At 71.4% G+C, this 13952-nt stretch carries 8 protein-coding genes; 5 read left to right on the top strand and 3 right to left on the bottom strand.

Annotation, left to right across the window (positions count from 1 at the left end; translation table 11 throughout):
• Positions 1–234: 234 nt before the first annotated feature.
• The gene (locus AC16DP_RS24260) at positions 235–2985 is read left to right on the top strand and encodes a VWA domain-containing protein (RefSeq protein ID WP_329735162.1); all 2751 of its coding nucleotides are present in this window, start codon (positions 235–237) and stop codon (positions 2983–2985) included.
• On the opposite strand, the gene AC16DP_RS24255 is transcribed toward AC16DP_RS24260, so the two are convergent.
• Positions 2982–6686 (bottom strand): patatin-like phospholipase family protein, encoded by a 3705-nt coding sequence (locus AC16DP_RS24255; protein WP_329735161.1) that lies wholly within the window; start codon positions 6684–6686, stop codon positions 2982–2984. The two genes, AC16DP_RS24260 and AC16DP_RS24255, sit on opposite strands and share 4 nt — an antisense overlap.
• 208 nt (positions 6687–6894) lie before the next feature.
• On the opposite strand from AC16DP_RS24255, the gene AC16DP_RS24250 reads away from it, so the two are divergent.
• The gene (locus AC16DP_RS24250) at positions 6895–7947 is read left to right on the top strand and encodes a hypothetical protein (RefSeq protein ID WP_329735160.1); all 1053 of its coding nucleotides are present in this window, start codon (positions 6895–6897) and stop codon (positions 7945–7947) included.
• Between the two features lie 13 nt (positions 7948–7960).
• On the opposite strand, the gene AC16DP_RS24245 is transcribed toward AC16DP_RS24250, so the two are convergent.
• Both AC16DP_RS24245 and AC16DP_RS24240 read right to left on the bottom strand, forming a co-directional pair.
• On the bottom strand, positions 7961–8830 hold the full coding sequence (locus AC16DP_RS24245; protein WP_329735159.1) for a YIP1 family protein: 870 nt from the start codon (positions 8828–8830) through the stop codon (positions 7961–7963).
• A 54-nt stretch (positions 8831–8884) separates the two neighbouring features.
• On the bottom strand, positions 8885–10096 hold the full coding sequence (locus AC16DP_RS24240; protein ID WP_329735158.1) for a cytochrome P450 family protein: 1212 nt from the start codon (positions 10094–10096) through the stop codon (positions 8885–8887).
• A 241-nt stretch (positions 10097–10337) separates the two neighbouring features.
• On the opposite strand from AC16DP_RS24240, the gene AC16DP_RS24235 reads away from it, so the two are divergent.
• From AC16DP_RS24235 to AC16DP_RS24225, 3 genes are all read left to right on the top strand, one after another.
• The gene (locus tag AC16DP_RS24235) at positions 10338–10787 is read left to right on the top strand and encodes a response regulator (protein WP_329735157.1); all 450 of its coding nucleotides are present in this window, start codon (positions 10338–10340) and stop codon (positions 10785–10787) included.
• A complete protein-coding gene (locus AC16DP_RS24230) occupies positions 10787–11311 on the top strand; it encodes a DUF3592 domain-containing protein (RefSeq protein WP_329735214.1) in 525 nt (174 codons plus the stop codon). Before AC16DP_RS24235 ends, AC16DP_RS24230 begins: the two co-directional genes overlap by 1 nt.
• Before the next feature lie 97 nt (positions 11312–11408).
• On the top strand, positions 11409–13415 hold the full coding sequence (locus tag AC16DP_RS24225) for a HEAT repeat domain-containing protein (protein WP_329735156.1): 2007 nt from the start codon (positions 11409–11411) through the stop codon (positions 13413–13415).
• Positions 13416–13952 lie beyond the last annotated feature (537 nt).

Here is a 13952-nt window from a genome sequence, read left to right as displayed (position 1 = left end):
CTTCAAGTTCGGCGGCTTCACGTCGGGAGGCGTGCCGGAGGTGATGGTGATCAACGCTCCGGTCGCGCGGGCCCGGGTCGAGGAAGTCCCTCGAGTGACGAGGAGGTCCTGCTCCAGAGCCCGCTGCTCTACAGGCGGATCCTCCGTTCGGGGGGCGCGCGGTGGACGTGCCGTAGCGCCCGGGTCCCCTTTCCCCGGGTGGGGCCGGGTGGGTAGCATGGCGCGACCTCCTCCATGAGCTTCTCCCTACCGCAGGCGCTGGTGCTCCTCCTCCCGCTGGGCCTCTTCCTGTGGAAGCGAGGCCAGCGGCCCGGTCCCCCCATGGCGCTGCGGTGGGCGCTGCTGCTGCTCGTGGTGGGCGCGCTGGCCGGCCCCGAGTGGGTGCTGCGCCACGCGGGCAGTGACGTGGTGGTGGTGGTGGACCGCTCGCGCTCCATGCCGGCCGACGCGGGGCGCGTGGCCGCGGAGCTGGTGGGCCTGCTGGAGACGCAGCGGCGCACCGGCGACAGGGTGGGCGTCATCTCCTTCGGCCGTGAGGCGCGGGTGGAGCAGCCGCTGTCGGAGGCGGGGCGCTTCGGCGGCTTCACCCGGCCGGTGGACGGGGAGGCCTCGGACCTGTCGGCGGCGCTGGACGCGGCGGGGGCGCTCATTCCTCCGGGCCGCACGGGCCGGGTGCTGGTGGTGTCCGATGGACGGGCCACCGGCGCGGACGCTCGCGGCGCGGCGCGCAGGCTGGCGGCCCGGGGCATCGCCGTGGACTTCCGCCACGTGGCGCGCGAGGACTCGCCGCTCGACCTCGCCGTGCTCTCGCTGGACGTGCCCGCCGCGGTGAAGGCGCACGAGCCCTTCCAGATGAGCGGGGTGGTGGTGGCCTCGGCGCCCGTCTCCGGCACGGTGCGCCTGGAGCGCAACGGCCGCGTGCGGGTGAAGGGTCCCTTCGACTTCCAGGCCGGGCCCAACCTGCTGCCCTTCCGCGACCTGGTGGACGAGCCGGGCCTCGTGGCCTACCGGCTGACGGTGGAGGCGCCGGGCGATGGCGTGGTGGAGAACGACGTGGGGCAGGCGGTGCTGCGGGTGGAGGGCCCTCCCCGGGTGCTGCTGCTCACGAAGCAGCCCGAGGGCACGCTGGCCCGGGCGCTGCGCTCGGCGGGGCTGCTGCTGGAGGTGCGCGCGCCCTTCCCCGTGACGCTCGATGCGCTGGACGGCGTGGGCACGGTGGTGCTGGAGAACGTGGATGCGAACCAGCTCGGCGAGCCGGCGCTGAACGTGCTGGCCGCGTACGTGGAGCAGGCCGGTGGCGGGCTGGTGATGACGGGTGGCCGCTCCAGCTTCGGCGAGGGAGGTTACCGCCGCTCGCCGGTGGAGCCGCTGCTGCCGGTGTCGCTGGAGATGCGCGAGGAGCAGCGCCGCACGGCCCTGGCCATGAGCGTGCTGATGGACTGCAGCTGCTCCATGGGCGCCACCGTGGCGGACGGGCGCACGAAGATGGAGGTGGCCGCCGAGGGCGTGGTGGGCGCGCTCACGCTGCTCAACGAGAAGGACGAGGTGTCCGTGCACATGGTGGACACCCAGGTGCACGAAATCTTCCCGATGAGCCCCGTGGAGAACGGGCTGCCGCTGGACGCGGTGTCGCGCGGCTTCAGCGGCGGAGGCGGCATCTTCGTGGGCGAGGCCCTGCGCGAGGGCCGCGAGCAGATTCTTCGCAGCGACAAGCTCACGCGGCACGTGCTGCTCTTCTCGGACGCGGCGGACTCGGAGGAGCCGGACGACTTCCTGAAGACGCTCGCGGAGCTGCGGCGCCAGAAGGTGACGGTGTCCGTCATCGGCCTGGGCTCGAAGTCGGACCCGGACGCGGCGCTGCTCGAGGAGATCGCGGTGAAGGGCGGAGGCCGCATCTACTTCGCCGAGGACGCGATGAGCCTGCCGCGCATCTTCAGCCAGGAGACCATCGCCGTGGCGCGGGCCACCTTCGTGGACGAGCCCGCCTCGCTGGAGGCGGCGCCGGACCTGCCGCTGCTCGGCAGGCTGCCGGCGATGGGGCTGCCGCAGATTGGCGGCTACAACCTCACGTACCTGCGGCCGCGCGCGAGCGTGGCGCTGCGGACGCTGGACGACAACGCGGCGCCGGTGCTGGCGCTGTGGCCGCGCGGCTCGGGGCGGGTGGTGGCCCTCATGGCGGAGGTGGATGGGGCCTTCACCGGCGAGCTGCGCACCTGGAGCGGGCTGCGCGCGGCGCTGGAGGGCATGGTGCGCTGGAGCATGGGCGGCGCGGGGGACGCGGGCGAGGCGGTGGCGCGCTCGGAGCGGCGGGGCAACCAGCTGCGGGTGACGCTGGACTTCGCGCCGGGAGAGGCGTTGCCGGGCGCGCTGCCCTCGCTGGTGCTGCTGCCGGGAGACGGGCGGGGCGCGCCGGTGGAGCTGCCCATGCGCTGGGAGGACGAGGACCGGGTGGCGGCCGAGTACACGCTGCCGGGCAGTGGCACGTGGCACCCGGTGGTGAAGCTGGGCGGGCGGGTGCTGCGGGCGCCTCCGGTGACGCTGCCCTACGCGCCCGAGTTCGAGCCCGGCAGTGCCCAGGAGGGCCTGGCGGTGCTGCGCGGGGTGGCGGCGGTGGGTGGAGGGCTGGAGCGGCTCTCCATGACGGGCCTCTTCGCGGAGGCGCCCGAGTCCGAGGGCCGCGTGGCGCTGGCGCCCTGGCTGGTGGCCCTGGCGGTGGCGGTGCTGCTGGCGGAGGTGGGGGTGCGCCGCTTCCTGTCGGGCCCGAGGCTCCGGCGCGCGGTGGCCGCCTCCACTCCAGCGGCCGTGGCGGTGCCGGGCATGCCGGCTTCCTCCGCCGCGACTCCGCCCACGAGCAGGCCCGCGGCCGGGACGGGTCCGGAAGCTCCGGCCGCCGCCGCGCCCGAGACGAAGCCGCGCGAGGAGCGGAGCGTGGACTCGGCGCTCGAGGCCGCCCGGGAGCGGGCCCGCCGCCGCATGGGGCGTTAGTGCAGGGGCGCGCCCTCCCGCTCGGGACGGGGCTTCGGGTGCGGCGAGGGCTCCTCCACGGGGTTGTAGGTCCGCACCAGCCAGTACGGCAGCCAGTGCACGTCCGCTCTCCTGTCCCAGGGCAGGGCGGGATCCGCGGTGAGCTCCCTTTCGATGTCCGTGGTGAGCCACTGCGCCAGCTCGGGCCCGGGCTCCTCGAAACCATGCGAGCGGTAGAACTGCACCTCCTCCGCCCACCGGTGCCGCCTGGCGGCCGAGGCTTCCCGGTCCACCAGCAACCTCACCGCCATCAGCGTCCCGCGCGAGACGTCGAAGGCCTTGTTCTCCAACAGCTCGGTGGACGAGGTGATGCGCCGCAGGAAGTCCTCGCGGATGCCGGCGCCCCACAGCCCGGGCGGCACGTAGAAGTCGTCACCCTGCCACACCATCACCTGCCGGCCTCCGCTCCCATCGGCATCCCAGAGCAGCGGCTTGCCGTTGGCGTGGTGCGTGCGCGCGATGAGCTGGGCGGCCTGGATGTAGTACTGCGGCTCTCCCTCACAGGGCATCTTGAGCTGATAGGAGATGAGCCGCTCGAGGGGGACCGGACGCGGCGTCTGATGGTCCTCGGGCGTCTCGTCCCGGGCGGGCCGGCCTCTCTGGTGCCTCCAGCAGGACATCGCGAAGCCATGCTCCTCCCGCGACAGCCGCCCGATGTCCTTCCTGTCCATGGGCGGCAGGTAGAAGCGCTTCTCCAGGAAGTAGGTGAAGCGCGGGGAGTACTGCGTCTTCAGCAGCGGCCACCAGGCCCGGAAGAGCGACGAGTAGGCCCACCGCGCGAAGTAGTTCATCAGGCCCAGGTAGGCCGGATGGTTGTAGTGGGTGGCGAGATCCTCGGAGAGGAACACCTCCTCCATGAAGAGCAGCGCGAGCCGCAGGATGTGGAGCGCCTCGGACAGCTCCTGGGGCGTGGGGTTGAACTCCTCCGGGTGGCCGTCTCCATCCCCCGTCTTGTGCCGCGTCCACCTCTTGCGCAGCGTGCCCCCGTGCATCGGGGCCTGCTCCTTGGCCTCCCGGTCCAGCTCGTTGATCTCCTTGAAGACCTCGCGGAACAGCCTTCCGGACGTCTGCTGTTGCAGCATGGCGTCGAGCTCGGCGGCGCGCGCCACGAAGCGCGAGAATCGCTCCTGGTAGCCCTCGGGCACGGGCATCCAATCGGAGCGGGCCCGGGCGAAGAGCTGCGCGGCCCGCTCCTTGCTCCGCTCCGTGGCCTCCCGCAGGGGCCGGAAGGCCGTGAGCGCGGCGTGCTCGCCCAGCCGGCGGTACGCCTCCCACTGCGCCTCGTCGTAGAACTGGTCCCCCGTCGTCTCGTGCGGGAAGTCCACGTTGCGCGCCTTGTACTGTCTGACGTCGGGCGGCTCGTTCCCCGTCAGCGTGGGTTTGAGCAACAACAGCACCCCGGTGTCGCCGTCCGGGTATTCGATGTCCCCCACGACGATGGGCTGGCGCGACAGTCCTCCCTCCGCGGCGCGCAGGGGCGAGAGGTCGATGCGCAGCTCCACGCCGAAGTCCTCGCGCACGCGCCGCACGGCATTGGCGAAGTCGTCGAAGGTGGTGCCCGAGTCCGTGCCGCAGTCGGAGACGAGGATGAACCGGCAGTGGCGGCGCACCAGCTCGTAGAGCGCCAGGTTCTCGAAGTGGCCGCCGTCCGACAGCAGCACGTCCCGGCTGCGCGCCCGTGAGCGGCCGAGCAGCTCCTTGTAGAAGGGCAGCCCCACGAAGAGCTGCTCGTACCAGCGCCGGTGGGCGCGGGTCGGGTGGGGACTCCAGAGGCCGAGCCGGAGGTTGAAGGCCGTCATCAGGAAGGTGACCGCCTTGCCCAGCCGCATGGACACGGCGCCCATGTGCGAGTTGAAGGCCGCTCCGGAGGCCGTCATCGCCGAGGCCAGCGTGGGGACCGTGCCTCCCTCCTTGCGCAGCCTCTTCCAGCTCTTCCACTCCTTGCCCACGGAGAAGCCCACGCTCGAGAGCACCGCGCTGTCGGCTCCCCGGTAGAGGTTGGCCATGGGGTCCACCGAGGAGAGATCGTTCGCCGCGCAGCAGATGAGATGGAGCGGCCCGGGCCGTGGCCGCAGATCGTCCAGGGGCAGGTCATCCTTCGTGTGGGGCTCGGTCTGGCCGGGTCCCTCTCCGTGCGCCGCGCCGATGAAGGTCCGCGCGATGCGGCCACGGTAGAAGACGTGCAGGCCCACGAGGTTGGGATCGAAGAGGAGCAGCGTGAGCACGGTGAGGGTCACCGCCGCCACCTGGAGCCCGGTGAGCCAGCCCCCGTGCTCCGCCGCGTGGATGAGCAGCACCATTCCCAGGGCCACCAGCGCCAGCGTCACGTACCCCAGCCACTTGGGCAGGTGCGCCTTCACCCGCTCTTTGAGGCTGGGGCTGACCGGTCTGCTCGTCTGCCGCCCGAGGAATTGATGGGCCTTGGCGAGCAGGGCCGTGAGCGCGGTCACCGCTCCCGCCAGGCCCGCGTAGGCCTGGGCCGGGGTTCCGCTCCCGAGGATGAAGCCGTGCAACCTGCCCCCGGCCACCCAGAGCGCCGCGAAGATGGACCAGAGGATCGCCAGCAGCAGCAGCCGGCTGATGACGCGCTCGACCGCGGCCAGCTTCGTCCGCTGCATCCACTCGGTCACGTAGCGCGAGCCGAACCACCGGAGCATCACCAGCAGGACGATGCTTCCCACCCAGGCCAGGGGCGGCAGGAACACGTAGAGCGGCTCCAGGTCGCCCGTGTGCGCCTCCGGCGGCCAGGGGCCCTCGCGCCTCGCGCCGATCCGGTCATGGTAGCCGTGGACGAGCCCCCACCAGAGCAGCAACACGGCTCCCATCGCCAGCAAGGCGGTGGGCAGGTAGTAGCCGAACCTCCGGAACTCGAGCTCCTGGGCGTCCTCCTGGCTCGGCGGGGGGATGTTCCGGGCGAGCCTCACCTGCTCGTTCTGCCGGGCCAGCAGCCACTCGAAGAAGAAGAGCCCTCCGCCCGTCATCAGGAGCATCAACGCATACGAGATGCCCAGCCCCACGGGCGGCGGCCCGTCCCAGGGTGACCACTCGACGAGCAGGAACCGGGCGAGCTGCCGCCACAGCAGGGGCGCCAGGATGAGGAGCGAGAGGGCCGCGAGGAGCGCGGGGAGGACGGCGCTCAGGGCCGCGACGAGCAGCCGCCCCGTGTCGAGGCTCATCAGGCCCAGCCGGGGATTGAGGAAGTTGCTGAACTCCCGCAGGTGGCTGACCTCGGGGAGCTTCGCCCCGCGAGAGCCCTGGGTGGTGGTGGGAAAGAGCCGGGACTCCCACGTCCTCCGGGCCGCGTGGCCCTGGCGGGTCCGCTTGCCGTGGTAGTGCCGCCACGCCGTCCAGAAGCCACCGATGTACCCCCCGCCCGAGACGGTGGCGAGGTAGTCGAACATCTCCAGCAACCCCAGCTGGTGCAGGCCCTGCAACAGTCCCAGGTTGAACGTCGCGCTGCGCATGCCTCCGCCCGAGAGCGCCAGGCCGCACAAGTCCCGCCGGTCGCTGACGAGCTGGGGCGTCACCGGCGCCGGCGTCCCCTGTTTCGCGCCTCGGGGCCGCCTCGCGCGCGTCCTGTCCAGGTACCGCCGCTCTCGCGCCAGCAGGCGGCTGTCGATGCTCGCTCCCTCCTCCCCGGTGGGCCTGGATGGCTTGCGCATGGCTCTCTCCGGGCACGTTCCCGCCCTCGCACGGTAGGTCCGCCCTCCCGCGGCGGGCATTGCCCCCGGGCCAGACGCGAGTGTTGGTTTCTTCCAAGATTCGGAAAAAACAGGAAATGCTGCCTTTGCGGGTGCTAAGACGCGCGCTCCCCCCGCCGTGGAGCCGGGCCTCCCCCGTCCGGCTGCGCGGCCATCCCCGAGGCACGCGATGAAGCTGCGATACGCGCTGTGGTTGTTGCCGGCCCTGTGGGCCGTGGGCTGCGGCCCGTCCGAGGACGAGGCCGTGGTGGACGAGCTCACGGGCCAGGTGCTCGAGCCGGCCACCACCGAGTACGACATGCACCGGCTGCTGGAGGACACGGACATCACCGGCGGCCAGTGGATCACGGTGGCGCAGGTGCAGGCGTTCCTGCAGCAGAAGGGCTCGTACCTGGCCACCTACAAGGATCCGGCCTGGAGCAACAAGACGGCGGCGACGCTCATCGTGGAGCGCTCCAAGGCGTACACCATCAGCCCGCTGTACATGCTGGCGCGCATCCAGACGGAGTCGAGCCTCATCACCAGCGGCACCTCCACCAACCTGGCCAAGGCCACCGGCTGTGGCTGCCCGGACAGCGGCGGGTGCACCGTGTCCTACGCGGGCTTCGGCAATCAGATCGAGTGCTCGGCGAAGAAGCTGCGCGGCTACCTCACGGACCTGGACGCGGGCCGGGCCACCATCTCCGGGTGGAAGCCTGGCGTGACGAAGAGCACCTCGGACCCGTGCTCGGTGAAGCCGGTCAACAAAGCCACCGCGGCGCTCTACACGTACACCCCGTGGGTGGGCGCGTACGCCATCCAGTGCGGCCGCACGGACATCGGCGGCTCGTCGCTGGTGGCGGTGAAGTACAACCAGTTCAAGGGCGAGTACGCCTGGGGCACCGGCGGCTCCACCGTCACGTGCTACTCGGGCACGGTGGAGGCGAACGTGGCCGTGGGCGTGTGCGTGCAGAGCTCCTCGGACGCCATCTGGCGGCAGTGCCAGGCCGACGGCACCTTCACGGCGGGCACCACCACCAAGCCCACCACCTGCACGGCGTCCTGGCCGTGGTGCTCGTCCGCCACCCTGGGCCGCTCGGTGCCGGCGCGCACGTGCGTGCAGTCCAGTGGGGACCTGCAGTGGCACCAGTGTGGCTCCGAGGGCGCGTGGCTCTCGGCGCCGAACGCGCCCACCACGGGCAGCGGCCCGGTGGGCACCTGCTACGCCAGCTACGCCCTCTGAGGCACGCGGTGGCTCAGTTGAAGCCGCCCAGGGTGCGGATCAGCGAGAGGTAGATGCCGCCGCACAGGCAGCAGGAGAGCAGGGGCGTGACCAGGCATCCCGCGAGCGCCACGCCCCAGCTCGTCCGGTGCAGCCCGCGGTAGGCGAAGACGCGGGCCACCAGCCCCCAGACGGGCGCCACGTAGGGGCCGATGCACGGCACCGCGCCGAGCAGCCAGGGCGCCTGGGAGAAGGCGTTGGCCCGGAGCGTCACCTGGAAGCCCCGGGTGACGCCGCCCATCTTCAGCACCAGGTGGTCGAGCCCCGCCTGGATGACGGTGTAGGCCGCGGAGAGCAGCGGGCCGAGGATCATGATGGCCACGAACATGGCGGGCCCCAACCACGAGGGGACGCTGTCCCTGGACGGGTTCCCCGAGGAGAGCAGGTAGGGCACGAAGGAGAGGAAGCCCATATAGGAGAGGCCCCCCACGATGCTGGTGGGCACGGCGCACAGCACGGCGAACAGCAGGGACTCACCGGCGCTGCCCTCGGGACGGAAGGTGGGGAAGGTGTCCGGGTGGAACATCACGGCCACCACCGTCTTCCACCAGGCGGTGAAGGTGCCCAGCTCCTCGCGCAAGTCCCACGGCAGCGGCGTGTCCTGCTCGAGCGCATGGCAGCGCTGGCACACCACCTCCTGGCGCGAGTTGAGCCGCAGGCACTCGGCGCAGGCGAAGGTGCCGCAGCGGTCGCAGATGGCCAGGCTCAGGCGCCGGGGGTGGTAGCCGCACGTGGGCTCGGCGCTCTGCGGCGTGGCCTCCCGCAGCAGGGAGGTGCCACAACCCGGACACGTCGTGGCTCCGGGGGTGATGGGATGCTGGCAATAGGGACACGGGATGTTCATGCGCCACCCATCCTGGCATGAACCCCCCGCGCGGTGCTTCCGGAAGGCGTGGGCTCAGAAGGCCACGGGCAGGCGCTGCAGGCCGTTGACGAGGATGCCGTCGCGCCAGCGCAGCCGGGCCGGGTCCTCCGCGAAGCGCAGCCGGGGCATGCGCTCCAGCAGCAGGTTGATGGCGAGGGTGCCCTCGAGCCGGGCCAGGGGCGCGCCCAGGCAGAAGTGGATGCCGAAGCCGAAGGCGATGTGCCGGTTGGGCTCGCGGGTGATGTCGAAGCGCTCCGGCTCGGGGAAGTGCTCGGGGTCATGGTCGGCCGCCAGCAGCGAGGCCACCACGCTCTCGCCCGCGGGAATCCTCTGGCCGCGGAACTCGAGCTCCTGCGTGGCCCAGCGCTGGGTGCTGGTCTCCACCGGGCCGCGGAAGCGCAGCATCTCCTCCACCGCGGACTCGATGAGGGCCGGGTTGGCGCGCAGCCGCTCCAGCTGCTCCGGGTGGTGGAGCAGCGCCCAGACGCCATTGCCGATGAGGTTCACCGTCGTCTCGTGGCCCGCCACCAGCAGCAGGAAGAGCATGCTGCTGAGCTCCTTGGGCGAGAGCCGGTCTCCCTGCTCCTCCACGGCCAGCAGGGCGCTGAGCAGATCGTCCCGCGGCTCGGCCCGGCGTCTGGCCATCAGGGTCTGGAAGTACTGGGCGAACTGCATGCCGGCCTTGCGGATGGTCTGCATGTCTCCATCCAGGGGCGGGTTGATGATGATGTGCGTCCACTCGCGGAACTGGTCCTGGTCCTCCTGGGGCACGCCGAGCAGCTCGGCGATGACCGTCACCGGCAGGGGGAAGGCGTAGGCGTCGAGCAGATCCATGGAGCCGCTCGCCTGCACGGCGTCCAGCAGCCGGTGGGCGATGGCGGTGACGCGCGGGCGCAGCTCCTCCACGCGGCGCGGGGTGAAGGCCTTGGACACCAGCGTGCGCAGGCGCGTGTGGTCCGGCGGATCCGCCGAGAGCATGTGCTGGTTGAAGACGTCGCTCTCCTCGGAGCGAAGCTGCTTGGACGGTGAGTCGTCAGGCAGCTTGCGCATGTCCTTGGTGAAGCGCGGGTCGCGCATCAGCTCCACCGCGTCCTTGTAGCGGGTCGCCACCCAGACGGGGACCTTGTAGTAGGGGTCGAGCAGCCGGACGAGGGGCGCTTCCTGCCGCATGCGGGCGTAGACGGGCAGGGGGTTGGCGCGCGCCTCCTGTGCCCACAGGTCGTGACGGTTGGTGCTCGTGCTCAAGATGGACGCTCCAGGGTGAGAAGGGGGGGCCCTGGATAACGCCTGTCGCGGCCCCATGCGCGGGTGATGTGCGCGGCGGTGGCGGAGATGACGGATTCTCGATGTGGGGAGGCCTGGGGCAGAGTGCCCCCCGTGGGGCAGAATGACCCGGCGCCACGCGGCCCTCCGTGAGGGGGGGAGCCCGTTGGCACAGGCCATGCTGTGGAAGGCAGTTCCCTCTCCGCCCGGGTGGTGTGCCGTGATGTCTTCCCCTCCCTCGGACCCCCACCCTCCGCGCATCCTGCTGGCCGAGGACGACACCGAGTTGCGCTCGCTCCTCACGCTGACGTTGGCGCGGGCGGGCTACGCGGTGGTCGCGCTGGAGGATGGCTTCGAGCTGTCCGACTACGTGTCGTTGACGCAGGTGTGTGGCGGCCCGCTGCTGCCGCCGGATCTCATCCTGTCGGATGTGCGGATGCCGGGGCCCACCGGGTTGGACGTGCTCAACCAGGCGCAGGCGGCCGGGCTCTTCTGCCCGGTGGTCATCCTGTCGGCCTTCGCGGATGACGCGACGCGTGAGGCCGCGCGGCGGTTGGGAGTGAATGCCTTCCTGGACAAGCCGGTGGACATGAAGGTCCTGACGGCCACCGTGCGCCGGGAGATTTCCACGACCCATGGCCCGGGGCTCCCGAAGAGTGAGGTGGAGCCGTGATGAAGAGAATCTTGTTGGGGTGGGTGATGCTGGTGGCCGGAGGCGCGTTCGCCCTCGGGGGCGGGCGGATGCTCTACCGGGCCAAGGCGAGCGAGCACTGGCCGGTGGTGAAGGGCTCGGTGCTGTCCTCCTCGGTGGAGACGCTGCGCAGCAAGCGCTCGGTGAGCTTCCGGCCGCACGTGCGCTACAGCTACACGGTGGGGGCGGAGCACTACACGGCGGAGACGATCGCCTTCGCCGCCATGGACACGGGCAACCTGGCGGAGGCGAACGCGTACGTGCGGCGCTTCCCGGTGGGCGCTCCCGTCGAGCTGCACTATTCGCCCGCGGACCCGTCGATTGCCTGCATCGAGTGCGGACTGGCGGGCCTGGCGGACTACGTGGTGACCGCGGCCGGAGCGGCGATGATGTTGTTCGCCGTCTCGGGGCTGCTGGATGTTTTGCGCGGCGACCTTCGTGCACGGTGGCGTCAGCGGGCGTCGCCTCCAAGCGGTACGGCCCCTCCGCAGGCGACACGCGGTTGAGATGGCGTTTCACCCAAGCCCCCCCTTTCACATGCCCCGCTCCCGTACGCTCCTCCTCGCGGTTGCCGTCCTCCTCGTGTTGGCGGGTGGGGCTGTCGTGCTCCGGCGCCCGTCCACGCCGGACGCTCCGCCCGCCGCTCCGGCGCGGACGGCCGTCTCCGCTGCTCCAGCCGCTGCGCCCGTGGCCATGCCGCCCGCGCGGAAGGCCACGGCGGAGCTGCTGCCTCCGCCTCTTGGCTACGTCGGCTCGGAGAAGTGCGGCGAGTGCCATGACGACGAGCACACCGCGTGGCGCAAGGACTGGCATGCCCGTGCGCTCTCGGAGGCCACCCCGGACTCCGTGGTCGGCGACTTCCGCAACGCCCACTACCAGGGAGACTCCAGCGAGGCGTGGATGATCTCCCAGGACGCGCACTACGCCATGCGCACGAAGGGGCCGGGCGGCGCGCTCGGTGTGTACCCGGTGGACTGGGTGGTGGGCGGCAAGCGGATGCAGGATCCCGTCACGATGATGCCGGACGGGCGCTGGCAGGTGCTGCCCATCTACTACCACGTCACCGGCAAGGGCGAGTGGGTGGACTACTCCGAGTCCAAGCAGGGCGTGCTGACGCCGGACCATCCCTTCTTCTGGGCCAACTGGCAGCGCAACAGCCAGCACTCGTGTCTGGACTGCCACGTCACCGGGCTCAACACGCGCTACGACCGGGGCAGCCACAAGTGGAGCACCGGCTTCGCGGACGCGGGCGTGGCCTGCGAGAGCTGCCATGGCCCCGGCGCGCGCCACGTGGAGACGCAGCTCACCCAGGACATCGTCCAGCCGTCGAAGCTTCCGCCCCAGCAGGCGCTGGCCGTGTGCGCGCAGTGCCACGGGCCGCACCGCACGCTCTTCCCGTTGCTGGACGCGGGGCACCGGTATCAGCCGGGCAAGCGCTACGAGGACTACTACCAGCCCATGGTGGTGATGCTGGGCAACCAGCGCTCCGGCGACTTCTTCGAGGACGGGCGCCCGAAGACATCCAGCTTCGAGTACCAGGCCCTCACCCAGTCCCGCTGCTACCTGCAGGGCGGCGCCACGTGCCTCACCTGCCACACCGCGCCCCACGCGGAGCATGGGGACAATGAGATCAAACAGCCCAAGCACCTCGCGAAGGGCGTGACGGTGGGCTCGGCGAGCTGCCAGGGCTGCCATGCGAAGGAAGCCGCCGAGGGCTCCAGGCACACGCACCACACCTCGGTCGAGGCGCAGGACTGCGTGGCCTGCCACATGCCGCCGACGGTGTCGGGCGTGCTGGACCACCTGGCGGACCACGCCATCGACGTGCCGGTGCCGCGCAACACGGTGAAGCACGACATCCCCAACGGGTGCAACGCGTGCCACACGCACGAGAAGGCCTCGCCCGAGGCGATGGCGGAGTCGCTGGAGAAGTGGTGGCCCAACGCGAAGCAGCGGCAGGCACGGCGCATGCGGCTGGCGGACGCCATCGCGGTGAAGACGGCCGCGGACAGCCGCGAGCCGCTGGAGCAGGTGCTGGCGGACAAGAAGGAGGCCCCGGCCCTGCGCGGCGTGGCGGCCCAGTTGCTGGCCCAGCGCTTCCACAAGGAGGCGGTGCCCGCGCTGAAGGCGGCGCTCGCCACGGCCACGGATCCGGTGCTGCGCTCGGATATCGCCGAGGCGCTGGCCACCACGGGCACGCGGGACGTGGTGGACGTGCTCGCCCCGCTGCTGAAGGACAAGTCGCTGTGGGTGCGGCAGGCCGCCGCCATTCCGCTCGCGGGCGTGGGAGACTCGCGCGGGCTCGCGGCGCTGGAGGCGCTGGCGCACCAGCCCGAGTCGGAGGGGCTGACGATGCCGCACGTGATGCTCGGCCAGCTGGCGCTGCGCCGGGGAGACCTGACCACCGGTGTCCAGGAGTTGGAGCGCTCCCTGGACATGCAGCCGTACAACGCCGAGATGCTGGTGGTGCTGGCGGATGTGTACGCGCGCCAGGGAGACCTGCCGAAGGCGAAGGAGCGGCTGGAGGAGGCGCTGCGGTTCGACTCGCAGCACCGGGGAGCGCGGCAGCGGCTGGAGTTCCTGCGGCGGGGGAGGCCCCCGGGCCGCTGAGCCCGCCGCTGCTGCTGTCCCAGGCCGCGGGGGGCCGGCTCCGCACCCCGCCAGGGCGGTGACTTCGCCGCTCCCACAGGCGCTGTCCGAGTGGCGATTGCCGGAGCGGCCCATATGGCTTGGGAGGTGGGTAGGGTGCGGCGACTCCTCAAGTCATCTGCTGACTGTTCTGTCGTGGCTCTCCGGTTTGAGGGGAAGCTCCTGGTACCATGGGATGTCTCCACCGGAGGCCCTCATGACGCCAACACTGCTGGTGCTGTTGCTGCTCTCCCAGGCGGAATGGCCAGAGGACCCGCCTGCTGGAGCCATGGAGCCACCGCTCCCTGCCGCCATGGCGGGGGGATGGCACTCCCTCACGCGCGTGGAGGCTTCCGGGCTGGCGCTGTTGCCGGGCGGCGGGGCGGAAGGGCTGGAGAGCTACGCCCAACTGACCCCCATGCTGATCTTCCACGCACGCTGCTCTCCTTGTCACAGCTCTTTATGTGTGAGCCGTGGGGCTCGGGTTCCAGGCCATTAGTGCCTCAGCGCGGTCCGAAG

It is taken from the genome of Archangium sp., from assembly GCF_057119385.1.
The sequence above is the reverse complement of the archived record's forward strand: the minus strand, read 5'-3'. Positions and strand labels throughout refer to the sequence as shown.